General features: G+C 58.3%; 14 protein-coding genes. 3 read left to right on the top strand and 11 right to left on the bottom strand.

Features of this window, described 5'->3' with window-relative positions:
- The first annotated feature begins 6 nt into the window (after window positions 1–6).
- Genes N0B28_RS16160 through N0B28_RS16150 form a run of 3 tightly spaced genes read left to right on the top strand, consistent with a single transcriptional unit; the run spans window position 7 to window position 2,547 of the window.
- A complete protein-coding gene (locus N0B28_RS16160) occupies window positions 7–1,215 on the top strand; it encodes an XdhC/CoxI family protein (protein ID WP_024765060.1) in 1,209 nt (402 codons plus the stop codon).
- Window positions 1,216–1,243: 28 nt separating this feature from the next.
- The gene (locus N0B28_RS16155) at window positions 1,244–1,582 is read left to right on the top strand and encodes a putative quinol monooxygenase (RefSeq protein ID WP_190977283.1); all 339 of its coding nucleotides are present in this window, start codon (window positions 1,244–1,246) and stop codon (window positions 1,580–1,582) included.
- Window positions 1,579–2,547 carry a radical SAM protein gene (locus tag N0B28_RS16150; protein ID WP_024765058.1) on the top strand — a complete coding sequence of 323 codons (969 nt, stop codon included), beginning with the start codon at window positions 1,579–1,581 and terminating at the stop codon, window positions 2,545–2,547. Before N0B28_RS16155 ends, N0B28_RS16150 begins: the two co-directional genes overlap by 4 nt.
- Here N0B28_RS16150 and N0B28_RS16145 read toward each other — a convergent pair.
- The 11 genes from N0B28_RS16145 to N0B28_RS16095 form a co-directional block, all read right to left on the bottom strand.
- Window positions 2,525–3,124: a nucleotidyltransferase family protein gene (locus N0B28_RS16145; protein WP_024765057.1), complete on the bottom strand. Its 600-nt coding sequence runs from the start codon at window positions 3,122–3,124 to the stop codon at window positions 2,525–2,527. The genes N0B28_RS16150 and N0B28_RS16145 overlap by 23 nt on opposite strands.
- A gap of 283 nt (window positions 3,125–3,407) precedes the next feature.
- Window positions 3,408–3,713 (bottom strand): helix-turn-helix transcriptional regulator, encoded by a 306-nt coding sequence (locus N0B28_RS16140; RefSeq protein WP_010487150.1) that lies wholly within the window; start codon window positions 3,711–3,713, stop codon window positions 3,408–3,410.
- 138 nt (window positions 3,714–3,851) lie between these two features.
- Window positions 3,852–4,835: an LLM class oxidoreductase gene (locus N0B28_RS16135; RefSeq protein WP_100857917.1), complete on the bottom strand. Its 984-nt coding sequence runs from the start codon at window positions 4,833–4,835 to the stop codon at window positions 3,852–3,854.
- 66 nt (window positions 4,836–4,901) lie between these two features.
- Complete coding sequence (locus N0B28_RS16130) at window positions 4,902–6,026, bottom strand: alkene reductase (protein WP_010953422.1); 1,125 nt, start codon at window positions 6,024–6,026, stop codon at window positions 4,902–4,904.
- A 62-nt stretch (window positions 6,027–6,088) separates the two neighbouring features.
- On the bottom strand, window positions 6,089–7,588 hold the full coding sequence (locus N0B28_RS16125) for an aldehyde dehydrogenase family protein (protein WP_024765054.1): 1,500 nt from the start codon (window positions 7,586–7,588) through the stop codon (window positions 6,089–6,091).
- 251 nt (window positions 7,589–7,839) lie between these two features.
- The gene (locus tag N0B28_RS16120; protein WP_275727483.1) at window positions 7,840–9,231 is read right to left on the bottom strand and encodes an NAD-dependent succinate-semialdehyde dehydrogenase; all 1,392 of its coding nucleotides are present in this window, start codon (window positions 9,229–9,231) and stop codon (window positions 7,840–7,842) included.
- Window positions 9,232–9,309: 78 nt separating this feature from the next.
- Window positions 9,310–10,410: an NADH:flavin oxidoreductase/NADH oxidase gene (locus tag N0B28_RS16115; protein WP_010953424.1), complete on the bottom strand. Its 1,101-nt coding sequence runs from the start codon at window positions 10,408–10,410 to the stop codon at window positions 9,310–9,312.
- Window positions 10,411–10,776: 366 nt separating this feature from the next.
- Window positions 10,777–11,601, bottom strand: a complete 825-nt coding sequence (locus tag N0B28_RS16110; RefSeq protein WP_010487167.1) for an NADPH-dependent oxidoreductase — start codon at window positions 11,599–11,601, stop codon at window positions 10,777–10,779.
- A gap of 69 nt (window positions 11,602–11,670) precedes the next feature.
- The gene (locus tag N0B28_RS16105; protein ID WP_010487168.1) at window positions 11,671–11,973 is read right to left on the bottom strand and encodes a DUF1330 domain-containing protein; all 303 of its coding nucleotides are present in this window, start codon (window positions 11,971–11,973) and stop codon (window positions 11,671–11,673) included.
- Window positions 11,974–11,982: 9 nt separating this feature from the next.
- Window positions 11,983–12,660: a type 1 glutamine amidotransferase domain-containing protein gene (locus tag N0B28_RS16100; protein ID WP_190977285.1), complete on the bottom strand. Its 678-nt coding sequence runs from the start codon at window positions 12,658–12,660 to the stop codon at window positions 11,983–11,985.
- Between the two features lie 82 nt (window positions 12,661–12,742).
- Entirely contained in the window at window positions 12,743–13,900 is a 1,158-nt protein-coding gene (locus N0B28_RS16095; protein ID WP_010953427.1) for an iron-containing alcohol dehydrogenase, read from the bottom strand.
- Window positions 13,901–14,068 lie beyond the last annotated feature (168 nt).

Below are 14,068 nucleotides of genomic sequence, written 5' to 3'. Positions count from 1 at the left end.
TTCTGCATGTCGGGCCTGAACACATTGCTGGATGCGCTCCTGGCCGAGCGCGAGGCTGGCCGCGAAGCGGTGCTTGCGACTGTAGTCAAGGTCGAAGGTTCGGCGTATCGGCGGCCCGGTGCGCGCATGCTGGTGTCGCGCTTCGGCCGGCCCGAGGGCACCATCAGTGGCGGCTGCCTGGAGGCGGAAGTGGCGAAAAAGGCTTGGTGGCTGACCGAAGCCGGGCCGGCGCTGCGCAGCTACAGCACCGCAGAGGCGGATGACGCCAGCGAAGAAGCGCTGAGCTTCGGCCTGGGCTGTAACGGCAAGGTTCACGTGCTGTTCGAGCGCCTGCCGGCCGGCCCTTGCGCCTTGGTCGATGCTTTGCTCAGCGTACGCGACCGCCAGCAGCCTGCGGCCATCGCTACGGTAATCGTCAGCTCGGGCGCGGCTGCGCCACGCTTAGGCGAGCGTTTGTGCTTGATGCCTGGGCAGGAGGCCGCGGGCGAGTTGCTGCGCTCGGTGCTGGTTGAGCAAATCAGCGCCGACCTGCAGCAGACCTTGCTGCGCGGCAAGTCATCCCGTGGTCTCTACCCGAATGGTCTCGGCGAAGTGGAAGTGCTTCTGGAGTACTTGCCGCCGGTGCGGCGTCTGGTGATCTTCGGCGCGGGCCATGATGCCCAGCCGCTGGTGCGCATGGCCAAGCTGTTGGGTTGGCATGTGACGGTGATCGACGGCCGGGCGCACTTTGCCCGGGCCGAGCGTTTTGCCGAGGCTGACCAGGTGCTGGTCGGCGATGTAGAGCAGCCTTTCGATTACCACGAGCTGGTGCGCGGGGCTGCGGTGGCGGTGATGACCCACAGCCTGGTGCAAGACGCGCATTGGCTAAAGGGTGTGCTGCACAGTGAACCCTGCTATGTCGGTCAGTTGGGGCCGCGTGAGCGCACCGAGCGCTTGTTGGCCGGCATCCACGAACAATTGGCTAAACCACAGGACGAGCTGCCGGGGCTGGAATGTTTGCATTATCCGATCGGCCTGGACCTGGGTGGCGACACCCCGGAATGCGTGGCCATGGCGGTGCTGGCGGAAATTCAGGCAGTGCTCAACGGCCGCAATGGCGGCAGCCTGCGCTTCAGATCTGCGAGCATCCATGACAGCGACCCTGTGCTAATGGCTGGCCGGGATCAAACGGATGTTGCGGCAGAAGGTTGTCGGCTGGTGGCCGTGCAGCGTTAACAATTTATCAACCGAGGAACCCATCAGCATGAGTCAAGCCATACGCGTTGTAGCGATACTGATAGCCAAGGCTGGCAAAGAGTCGCAGGTCGAGCAGATTCTGCGCGCCTGTGTGCAACCATCGCGCGCCGAAGACGGCTGCCTGTCTTACGTCCTGAATCGCTGTATTGAACAGGCCGGGCGTTTTGTCTTCGTCGAGCGCTGGGCCAGCCATGAGGCGATAGCGCGCCATCGGCAGATGCCACATTACACGGCCATGGCCAATGCCTTGGGCGAGCTGCTAAGCGATCGTCAGGTTTATGTGCTTGAAGCGCTGGCGGAGGACATCGAACCCGCCATTGATCCCCGTACGGGCGTTGTCGAGTGATAGTTGATCGACATGGTCGGCGTTTTCGCAAACTTCGTCTGAGTCTGACTGCCGCATGCAATTACGCCTGCACCTACTGTGTGGCCGATGGCCGTCGCTTGGTGGCCGCACGCGATGAGCTGACGTCCGCGTCGATGCTGCGTGCCGTCGAGTTGCTCAGGGATGTTGCCGGGGTTGAGGAACTGCGCATTACCGGCGGCGAGCCGCTGCTGAGTGACCGGCTGGAGCCCTTTCTGCAGGGCGTAGGTAAGCTGGCGTTGCAGGACATTAGCCTGACCACCAATGGCCAGTTGCTGGCCGGCAAACTGCCGTTATTGCGCAGCGCCGGCATCCAGCGGCTCAATGTGTCCCTCGATACGCTCGACCCGAGTGCCTTCCGCACGATCGCCAAGGGCGGCGACCTGCAGACGGTGCTCAACGGCATTGAGCAGGCGCGCCGAGCCGGCATGAGCATCAAGATCAACATGGTGCCGATGCGTGGTAGCAACCTCGATCAAGTTTTGCCCATGTTGGTGTTCTGCCTTCAGCAGGGCTACGAATTGCGTTTTATCGAACTTATGCGCATGGGCCATCTGGCCCAGAATGCAGAGGCTTTTCGTACCCAGTTCGTCGGCCAGCGCGAGCTGCTGGAGCTTATCGGCGAGCGTTATGCCTTCACCCAGGCTGAGGCGCCGGTAGACTCCACCGCGCTGCGTTATAGCGTTGGCGAGCGCGGGGCGTTCGGCATCATTGCCAACGAAAGCGCGCCCTTTTGCCGGAGCTGCAGCCGTCTGCGCCTGTCGTCTACCGGCAGTTTATACGGATGTCTGTCATCCAATCGCGGGCACTTTATGGGCACGCTGTTGGATCTGCCGACTGAGCAGGCACAGCCGCAGCTCACCGCGTTGCTCGGCCGTGCGCTGGCGGACAAGCAGGACGCTACGTTTACCGGCAGCGCGCTGATTATGAAATCGGTGGGTGGCTGAGGTCGTCCGGCCTGTCGACGTCCCGCAGAATGCCGTGGTCATCGAGCGTCACGGCAATCACCTGTTGCGCATGGCTGGCGATCAAGCCCCTGGCCCCATTCTCGCCTTGCAGTTGCATCAGCTCCGGCCAGAAGCGCCGGCCGAACAACACCGGGTGGCCGCGCTGACCCTCGCAGTAAGCCACGACGATATGTTCAGCGTCGGCCTGCGCTCGCAGTTGCCGCAGGGTGGCGGCAGAAATCCACGGCATATCTCCAAGCAGCACCGCCACCGCAGTGGCCTGCGAGTGTGCCAGGCTCTGGATGCCGGCAGCCAGGCTTGAGCCCATGCCCTGTTTGGCGTGGGCCGCACGTACCAGCTGAACGCCAGGCGGTATAGCCAGGGCCTGGGCATCGTCCTCGGCTTTTAGCACGACTCGAACATCGCTGAAGGCTTCTTGCGTGCGCAGCACTGTTGCGCGTAGCAGGCTGTTGCCGTCGGCCAGCTTGGCGCAGCGTTTGTCGCTGCCGAAGCGCTGCCCGGTGCCGGCGGCGAGTACCAGGCCAATACACTCAGGGTTGCGGCGCGGTTCTGTCATGTTGAAAATCTATGTTGCCCCCTAAAGAAGGTTGGCCGTAGAAGAGCACTTGAAGGGCTTCGCGTCCCTCTCTGGAGTGTGCTGTCTTTTGCGTGTACAGCCCCTGGTTTCAGCGTTGTCAAGTGGCAGTTTTGCTATAGGAGCGTTTTTTCCGCGCACCGCATCACTGGTAATGCTGTTCGATCACTCGAAGCTTCGGATGATCTGATCGTTATTTGGTCAGATTGCTGTTTTTGACATCGGCAAAGACTGAAATCAGTCAGAAATACAAGGGTGTGCAGCCCTAGATTCTTTCTTGCAGCGCCTTGAAGAAGGCATCGATATTCTCATCGTGGCGCTTGTAGTAGGTCCAGGGGCCGATCCGCTGCGATGTCACCAATTGCGCGCGCTGTAGAGCTGCGAGATAAAGCGATGTCGTTGACTGCGAGAGGCCCGTGCGTTCCTGGATGATACTGACGCACACACCTACCGTCTCTGGATCTACCTCCTGCTCGGGAAAGTTTGTCCTGGGATCCTTGAGCCAATTAAGGATGGCTAGGCGCATCGGGTTCGCCAATGCTTTAAGGGCTTCGTTGACATCAATGGTCATAGATTTTTCTATACCTGTTTTTTGCGATATTTAGATATTTTCCTAGTTCGCGTAGAAAATTGGAAGGCGTCTCCGTGACCTCTGCGCGCCCGCCTGTCAAAAAGACTGGCTGCTCTGGACTGAAATCCTATTGCCCTATCAGGCCGGGCTATCGGACGTCTGTGTGTCGAAGTGCGGGATGATGTGCTTGCCAAGTTCCTCGATAACCTCTGCTGCGGGGCGTTTACCGTACTTGAGGTTCAGGATGACGTGGTCCACACCGATTTCCTCAAGCGTATCCAGTAAGGCCCGAAGGTGGTCACGTCCCAGGCGGAATCCAAGATGGATATGCGAGGGCGGCGTGGACGGGTGTTCGTCAAGGTCGATATAAAGCGACTGCAAGAACGGCTTGTAGGTGGGACCACACTGTTTCAATATTTCCTGTCGCCAATCCTCCACGATCAGTCGCTGTATTTTCGGTGGGCGTGGATAGTTGATCCATCCATGGCTTTCGCGCGCGATCCAATCGAGCGACTGGCGGCTGTGTCCGGTTACGAATAGCGGTATTTCACGGGTCGTGGGTTTGGGAATGAGATCGGCCCCCAACAACTCGCCTCCACTCCAGCGAATGGGCTCGAAGTGTGTTCGATGAGCTTGACGTATCACCTCGCAGTTTTCTTGAAAGGTCTCGCCACGCTTTTCGGGATCGATGCTGAATGCGGGAAACTCCACGGGACGATCGCCAGAGGCTACTCCCAGGAGCAAGCGACCTCCGCTCAACTGATCAATGCTTGCTGCGGCCTTTGCCGTGTGCAGGGGATTACGCAGTGTAAGGGCGATGGAGGCCGTGCCTAATGCGATTTTTGTTGTATGGGCGGCCATATATCCCATGTACACCCAAGGGTCGAAAACCTGGCCGACATCGCCGAAGCTTGGGTCCCTGAGTGGGACGTCGCGAAACCAGAGCGCCGAAAAACCAAGCGCCTCTGCACGTTTGGCCAGCGCTACCTGATCTAGCATGCTCGGTGTATCACCTTCGAAAGCCTCTAGGGGAAAGAACAGCCCAAGGCTTAGATGACCCTGCCTGAAGGTTCGTTTGAATCCCCTATGCTCTTGGTAGGGGATCGTGCTCGGTTGGTACATGCTTAACTTCCTCGGTCAGCAAACGCTGAGCCACGCCCCTGAGTTATGGGGCGTGGCATTGAGCGTTTAGGATTTGTAAGTCGGGTAGTCGGTGTAGCCCTTATCGGTACCGCCGTACATGCTGCTTGGATCAACTGGGTTAAGCGGCCAGTTGTTGGCGATACGAGCGGGCAGGTCGGGGTTCGCAATGAAGGGGCGACCAAAAGCGATCAGGTCGCCCCAGCCAGCTTTTATCACGCGATTTCCTCGTTCAGCGGTGTACTTGCCGGCATAGAGAATCTTGCCGCTGAAGGACTTACGAACATCTTCCCGGAACGTCTCAGGCAGCTCGGGGGCGTTTTCCCAATCGGCTTCGGCGAGCGACAGGTAGGCAATGCCCACTTCCTCGAGGATCTTCACGGCCTCGATGTAGGTTTGGTGCGGATCTTCTTCGACCAGACCTAGGTATACGCGGTCTTCGTCTGTGGTCGCGAACAGCGGGGCGAAGCGAACGCCCATGCGCTCCTTGCCGACGACACCAGCAACGGCCAGGGTGATTTCGCGCAGGAAGCGAAGACGGTTCTGCAGCGAGCCGCCATATTCATCATCACGCTGGTTGGTATGGGCCGAAATGAACTGGTTTACCAGGTACCCGTTCGCGCAGTGAAGCTCCACCCCGTCAAAACCTGCGTCCAAGGCATTTCGGGCTGCTTGGGCGTAGAGCTTAACCAGTTCCTTTACCTCCTTGGTGGACAGGGCACGTGGGGTCGATGGGTCGGCCAGTGCACCCGTGCCGGGGCCAGTTTCGATGAACACCTTGACGTTGTCCGCGCGAATGGCTGATGGCGCGACGGGCGCTTCACCACCGGGCTGCAGCGATGTGTGCGACACGCGGCCTACATGCCAAAGTTGAGCAAAGATCACCCCCCCTTCGGCGTGAACAGCGTCGGTGACCTTACGCCAGCCTTGTATCTGTTCTGGGCTATGAATGCCGGGTGTCCAGGCGTAACCCTGTCCCCGGGGTTCGATCTGGGTGCCCTCGGTCACCATGAAGCCAGCACCGCTGCGCTGACGGTAATAGGTGGCCATGAGGTCGTTCGCAATGTTGCCGGGTTGGGAGCTGCGCGAACGCGTCAGTGGCGGCAGTACGATACGGTTCTTGAGGGTGTATGGGCCCAGCTGAGTGGTTTTGAAAAGTTCTGATTGTGTCATTTCATTTACCTGCATATCTAAAATATTCGATGTTGTAAGCTAAAAAACATGGATCAACGAGGTCAGAAGAGCCCGAGCGGTGCTTCGTTGAGGCTGACGTAGATGTTCTTCTTCTGGCTGTAGGCTTCCAGCATTGACTTGTGAGTTTCCCGTCCCAGGCCAGATTTCTTATAGCCACCAAAGGGGGCGTGGGCAGGGATCTCATGGTAGGTATTTACCCACATACGTCCGGTTTCCACCGCGCGTGCCACACGCAACGCCCGGTTGATGTCTTGGGTCCAGACTGCACCCGCTAGGCCGTACTCGGAGTCGTTAGCCATGGCGATGACCTCCGCTTCATCCTTGAAAGGAATGACGCACAGAACTGGGCCGAAAATTTCCTCGTAGGCGACGCGCATATCGTTGCGAACACCGACCAGAATCGTTGGCTGGATGAAGAAGCCGGCATCGTAATCGGCACCTGTAAGACGACCGCCGCCGATCAGTACCTCGGCACCTTCCTCTTTGGCGATATCGACGTAGCCGAGGATCCGTTCCATCTGGGTCTTGCTGACCTGTGCGCCCATCATGGTGTCCGGGTTCAATGGGTCACCCACACGCACAGCTTCGAACTTATGCTTGAGCTCAGCCAGGAATCGCTCGTAGATGGATTCGTGAACGAACAGCCGAGCGCCGGATTCGCAGACTTGGCCTTGGTTCCACAGGATGGCGAGGACTGCGCCTTCCACGGCCTTGTCCCAGTTCGCATCGGGGAAAACGATGTTGGCCGACTTGCCGCCCAGTTCAAGGGTGGCGGGAATTATTTTCTTCGCTGCCGCATTGGCGACGAGTTCGCCGACACGCGTCGAGCCGGTGAAGGCAAGCTTGCGTAGGTCCGGATGATCCAGTAACGCCTGTCCAACTGTGGTGCCTAAGCCTGTGACGATGTTGACCACGCCGGCCGGAAGTACCTTGGCGAAGATCTTCGCTAGTTCAAGGATGGTTACCGGGGTCAGCTCAGAAGGTTTGATAACTACGGTGTTACCCGCCGCGATGGCTGGAGCGATCTTCCAGGCGGCCATAAGAAGCGGGAAGTTCCACGGAATCACTTGGCCCACGACGCCGAGGGGTTCACTGAGAGCGATGCTGAGTGTTTGCTCATCCAGCATGACCGCCTCATCCGATTGGCTGCGGATTACGCCAGCGAAGTAGCGGAAGTGATCAATCGCCAGTGGGATGTCGACGGAGCGACTTTCACGAATGGGTTTGCCTACATCAAGGGTTTCCAGAACCGCGAACCGATCGGCATCGGCTTCCAGTAGGTCGGCGATCTTCAACAGCGCATTGGCGCGTTCCGCTGGTGAGGTGGTACGCCAGGTCACGAAGGCGCGCTGTGCGGCCTGCACCGCGCGGTCGACGTCGGCAGCTGTGGCGTTTGGAATGTTGGTGAGAATTTTTCCGTTGGCGGGGTTGATAATGTCGAGGGTTTCACCGTATTCGGCCGTAACCCACTGGTTGTCGATAAACAGGCCGTAGCAGCTGTCGGGAAGGTGATTCGGATGGGTATCGCTGGAATCTTTCATGGGGTACCTCATGAGGTGCCTAGGGTGGTTTACGAGTCCAGGCTATTCGTAATATTCACATATGTCAATATGCAGCTTTGTATTCCGGCACTTATGCATATCTCCGCACCCTTGCAGCTCACTTCTGGATCAGCCGGGAACGCGCCGTGCTTCGCGCCAGGGTTGCCTATGTAGTCCAGCCCCCCTTGATCTATTCATCAAGGAGGCTGGCTGCATCAGGTATTGATGTTTGCGTTGATGTGCAGATGAAGTTAGAACGGCGCGTCAATATCGATGACGCTAATCAGCTTGTGATTGACGAATTCCTTGATGCCCAAGCCGATTAGCTCGCGCCCGTAGCCGGAGCGTTTGATACCACCGAAGGGTAGGTTGGCCCTCGAGGTGCTGGGATGGTTGACGAACACCATACCAGTGGAGATGCGTTTGGCCACCTCGGCGCCATGCTTAGTATCGGCGGTGAATACCGAGCCGCCCAGACCGAACGGCGAATCGTTGGCAATACGCACCGCGTCCTGCTCGTCCCTGGCACGGAAGATCATCGACACTGGGCCGAAGAACTCCCAGTAATAGGCGGGATTATCGGGCTCTACGTCAGTCAGGATAGTTGGTTGCACGAAGGCCCCCAGTCTAGGGACTCTGGGGCCGACTTCGGTGGCTCTCGCGCCGTGAGCGACTGCCACCTGGATCTTCTGACGAATCTCGTCGGCGGCGGCCTGCGATGACAAAGGGGCCAGCGTGGTTTCCTGGGCAAAGGGATCACCAGCCTTAAGCTGCGCCACTCCTTCTGTGTAGCGACTCAGAAACTCCTCATAGACCTCGTCCACCACAATCATGCGTTTGGAGGAAATACACACCTGTCCAGCGTTCCAGTGACGCCCGATTACGGCCCACTTCACAGTCTTATCCAGCTCGGCATCGCGCAGTACCACGAAGGCATCTGCACCACCTAGTTCCAGGGTCGACTTCTTCAACGCCTTGCCGGCCTGCGCAGCAATGATGGCGCCTGCTCCTTCAGAGCCAGTCAGAGCGACACCATGAACACGATCATCGCTGATAATGCTTTCGATCTGTTGACGCGTTGCGTAGAGATTGCGGAAAGCTCCCGAGGGTAAGCCCGCATCTAGCATCAACTGTTCGAAGGCTGCAGCACACTGCGGTACGTTTGACGCATGTTTGAGCAGTAGGGTGTTGCCGGCTGCTAATTGCGGAGCGAGGATGCGTGCTACTTGGTAGTAGGGGAAGTTCCATGGTTCGATGGCTAGAATGATTCCCAGCGGCTCGTGAGTTAAAGTTGCCTCTCCCTCGGACGGTTCTGCAACAGGGAGTTTCTCTGGAGCTAGCAGCCCCTCCGCATGCTTAGCGTAATACTCTAAAATTCGCGCTGAAATCTCGACTTCGCCCAAAGCTTCAGCGGTGATCTTGCCCATCTCTAAGGTTAGCAGGTGGGCATAGTCGCTGGCCTGGGCGCGTAGCAGCTCAGCTGCCCGCTGGAGACTGGCACTGCGTTCGGTAAAGCTGCGTTCTTTCCAGTCGATGAACGCGCTATGTGCGTCGTCCAGCGCCTGATTGACCTGGTCGTCGGTGGTTTCTGGGAAGGTCTTGAGCAATTCCCCGTTATAGGGGTTGATAGTGGCGTAAGCCATGTGATTCTCCTACTCGTGGCATGGTGGCATGAAAAGCTCCGGTCTTTCCGTACGTGGTGACAGGGGCTGAAACTCGGATTACTCCACCGGCGTATACCGTTCGAGCCAGTGGGCGTAAGGGGGGGGCAGTACCCATGCGGGGCGCTCGACGCCAAGGGTGCGAGCTGCCGCGTATGGCCAATGTGGATCAGCGAGGTGGGCCCGGCCGACCATTACCAGATCAGCCTGGCCATCGCGCACCAAGCGGTCGGCCAGGGCTGGCGACTCGATACCCCAGGCCGCAGCAACGGGAATGCCCGCCTCATGGCGTATGCGTTCGGCAATTGGTGCAAGGAATGCCGGTGCCCAGGGAGTGTCAGTGTTCGGGATGTTGAAGCCCGTGCTAACGTTGACTAGGTCGGCACCTGCGTTCTTGAGTTGCCGTATCAGCGCAATGGCTTCGAGCAGTGTCTGCTCATCCTGGTTGTCGTACTCGATTACGCCGAGGCGTACAGTCAGCGGAAGGTGCTCAGGCCATACTTCGCGCACTGCAGACATGGTTTCGATGAGAAAACGCCTGCGGTTTTCCACGTTGCCACCGTAGCCATCGCTGCGTCGGTTGGAATGCGCAGAGAGAAAACTCTGGCCTAGATAGCCGTGCGCGAAGTGTAGTTCCAGCCATTCGAAACCGGCTGACAAGGCTCGTCGTGCAGCCATGACGAATTCTTCACGCACCTGCGCGATATCGCTCAAGGACATTGCCCTGGGGACCTTTGATAAATGGGCTCCGAAAGCGATGGCAGACGGTGCGATTGTTTGCCAGCCACGGTGGTCGTCTTCGGCTATATGACCATTGCCCTCCCAAGGCCGATTCGCGCTTGCTTTGCGACCTGCATGAGCGAGCTGAATACCCGCTACGGAACCAGCTGCCTTAATTGCCTGGGCAATGGGGATGAAGGCTTCGCCTTGCTTGTCGCTCCATAACCCAGCACAACTGGGTGTGATTCGCCCCTCAGGTGAGACTGCGGTCGCTTCAACTATCACTAGTCCTGCTCCGCCACGCGCGATACTCGCGTAATGGATGTGGTGCCACTCGTTGACCAGCCCCTCGTTGGCCATGTACTGGCACATAGGCGGCACGGCAATGCGGTTACGTAAGCAATGACTTTTTAGTTCGAACGGTTCGAATAGCGCTGACACGATGGTTCTCCGATTGAATTATGGAGGAACTCACCCACATCGCTCGGATAGAACCGTGCAATGAGGCTCCGGAAACCAAGAGGTAGGCTCGTCCAACTAAAGTCCTTAGATCATTTACGGTTTAACTCGCTTGACCTTGCCGTTCTGGAAAGGTGTCTGTCGGTGTAGTTGGTTGGTTGTGAATAAAGCCCGAAGTCTTGCAGTGCGCGGCTATCCGGCCACTGGAACCTTGAGTGTCGGGTGAATGTCGACCAATGGATCACTACCGTTTCAACAAGGAACGGCGAGAGCGCAGCAAAGCAAAGTTGCCAGGTATTAGTGCTCCAGTTCAGGGCGGCGGGAATAGGCATGGGATATCTCACTATCTCAGCGCAGGCCGAAACCTAGGGTGTTTAATGCATCTCGCAAGCGGTGTCTTCCGCTCAGTGAATCCGCTCCTTTTACACGTTCCACGGCCTGGCTGGACCAGGAACGGTTTTCGCGTTGTTGACGATGTTGGAAGTCGCTCATCCTTCGGTCATAGGCAGCAACTGAAACCGCCTCTGCCTCGGTGGCCTCATAGCGCTCACGGTGAAGCACCACTGATTGCGCCAGGCGTGGCTTGATCTCGGCGGGCTGTGCCGGATCGGGATGACCGACGCACATGCCAAATACAGCGAAAGTGTCGTTTGGCAGGCCAAGCTCCTCGGACACCGCTTCCGGGTGGTTGCGCATTCCGCCGATGTAAACGATTCCCAGTCCTTGGGCCTCGAAAGCTAGTGCGGCGTTCTGAGCGGCCAGAGCTGCATCTACAACACCGACGGTGTAGCTTTCTAAATAGTCGATACCTGCAGTCGGTGCCTGAAGGGTTCTGGCTAGTCGGCGTAGGCGTGACCAGTCCACGAGCCAGACCAGGAACAGCGGTGCCTGCTCGACATGGCGCTGGTTACCGGACAGTCGGGCAAGCCTCGCGAGACGCTCGCGATCCCGCACGGCGAGCACGCTCCAAGCTTGCAGGTTCGAGGAAGTCGAGGCTGACTGGGCCGCCGCGATCGCCCAGCTCAGCATCTGCTCATCCACAGGAAGATCGCTGTAGGCACGTACTGATCGATGCTGCAACATCTGCGCGATCACGGTGTCGGCAGCAGGTAAGTTAGCTGGCTCGCCATAACGGGCTTGCCAGGCTTTGAGTGCTTCGTCTTGAAGGCTCATGATGGATTGTTCCAGTGCAATGACATGCACAAGCCGAGATATACGCTCATAACGACTTGTGCACGCGTGTCAGTTAGGTGATGTGTCGGTGCCTTCGATTAGAAAAACTCGGTACTCCGCACCGGAGAGACGATGCTTTAGCGCCGCCTGGTAAGCCGGGCTGGCATACCAGGCTCGAGCGGCTGTCATATCTTCGAAACGTAGAATGACCGCTCCCTCGATCGATGGACCTTCCAACACCTCCAGTTGACCGTAGAAAGCCAGACGTGTGACGTCGTGCCCTTCTCGTGCGGCAGGCGCCTCCTGCGCGTAACGTTGCAGTTCAGCAGCGTCGGTGGTGTGCTCGCGGGTGAAAACCACGTAGGCGGACATCGGGCCTCCTTAGCTCAGCACGTTGAGCAGCGCGTGGGCGGTGGCTTCGGAGGAGGCCGGGTTCTGGCCCGTGATCAGCAGCCCGTCGGTGATGACATGTACCTGCCAGTCGGCGGTCTTGCTGTAGTGGCCGCCCTGAGCCTTGAGCATGTCCTCGACCAGGAACGGCACCACCTGGGTCAGGCCTACAGCCTCCTCTTCGCTGTTGCTGAAGCCGGTGACCGCCTTGCCGGCGACCAATGGCTGGCCGTCGCTGCCCTTGACGTGACGCAGCACCGCGGGCGCATGGCAAACCGCCGCAACAGGCTTGCCGGCGGCGATGGCGCGCTCAATCAAGGCGATGGACGCGGCATCTTCGGCCAAGTCCCACAGCGGGCCATGGCCGCCGGGGTAGAACACAGCATCAAATTCGGCGCCGTTTAAGTCGCTGAGTTTTAGCGTGTTGGCCAGCGCGTGCGTGGCGACTGAATCAATCTCGAAGCGGCGGGTGGCGTCGGTCTGGAAGTCAGGCTCATTGCTCTTTAGGTCGAGCGGTGGCTGGCCGCCATTGGGCGATGCCAGGGTCAGTTGCGCGCCTGCGTCGATAAAGGCGTAGTAGGGCGCGGCCAGCTCTTCGAGCCAGAAACCGGTCTTTTCACCAGTGTTGCCAAGTTGCTCGTGGGAAGTCAGAACGAGGAGGATCTTCATGTGATTTACCTTGCGGATAAAAGTAGTTATGGCTGTTTGGTTATGCGCCGCTAGCGTGGGTGTGCGACGCTAGCGGCACGGCTTAGAGGCTGGCTTCAAGCACCCTGCGGCTGACGTCTAAGCTGACGTCGGCATGTTCGCCGAGTGCGGTTAGGCGGTGAGCGGCGAGCTGGTTGATCAGCGCATCGATGACGTCAGCGCCAAGCTGGTAGGCCGATAGGCGCGTCGGTAGGCCCAGACTCTCGAAGAGTGTCCGGGTCTGTTGTATGGCGGCATCAATGCGCTGTTCTTCGTCCCCTTGGCTTATATGCCAAACCCGCTCGGCGTATTGCAGCAACTTGGCGCGCTTGGCTTCACGGCGAACTTCGAGATTTGCGGGTAACACGATAGCCAGCGTCCGTGCGTGATCGATGCCGTGCTGTGCGGTCAGCTCATGACCAATCATGTGCGTAGACCAGTCCTGTGGCACACCCGCACCGATCAAGCCATTAAGCGCCAGAGTGGCCGTCCACATGAGGTTGGCGCGGGTGCTGTAGTCCGCAGACTCCTCCAGCATCAGCGGACCGATTTCGATCAGTGTTTGCAGCAGCCCTTCGGCGAAGCGGTCTTGCACGCGGGCATCGATTGGGTAGGTAAGGTACTGCTCCATGACATGCACGAACGCATCTACTACGCCGTTTGCGAGTTGGCGGGTAGGGAGGGTCTGGGTCTTAGTAGGATCAAGAATCGAGAATTGCGGGAACACGTGAGGGCTGCGAAACGGCAACTTGTCTTGTGTCGCTCGGCGAGTTACCACACCGCCGTTGTTCATTTCTGAGCCAGTTGCGGGCAGAGTTAGTACGGTACCGAATGGCAAGGCTTGCCGAATACTTGCGCCCCGCGTTTCAAGGATGTCCCAAGCATCACCGTCGTAGCCAACAGCGGCGGAAACGAACTTAGTGCCATCAATGACCGAGCCTCCACCAACGGCTAGTAGAAAGTCCAAGCGATGGATGCGAACCGTATCAACGGCCCTGATTAGCGTTTCGTAGCTGGGGTTCGGCTCTATACCCCCGAACTCTTGCACCTCCCGGAAACCTAATGCCTCTCGGACTTCGTGGAGCGTCCCGCTCGCACGAGCGCTTTGGCCACCATAGAGCAGCAGAATGCGGGCTTCAGTCGGAATCAGCTCATCCAGCCGGGCAATGGTTTGGTTACCGAAGATAATTCGCGTGGGGTTGTGGAAGTCAAAATTGAGCATAGATTTCTCTATTCCTTAAAAGTAGACCAGTCGTATATTTTTTGGTGAAATTTTTATTGCAGAAGCTCGTCGGCGCGCATTGCGCACCAAATAGCTGAAGATTGGTTAGAAGCTTGCTTCTAAAGGCAACCAAGTTGGTGTGGCATTCGTCTGCATTCCTGGTCCCGA

Source organism: Pseudomonas sp. SD17-1 (genome assembly GCF_029201585.1).
In the GTDB taxonomy this organism is placed as follows: Bacteria; Pseudomonadota; Gammaproteobacteria; order Pseudomonadales; family Pseudomonadaceae; genus Aquipseudomonas; species Aquipseudomonas palmensis.
Note: the sequence above shows the minus strand (reverse complement) of the source record. Positions and strands in the feature narration are given on the sequence as shown.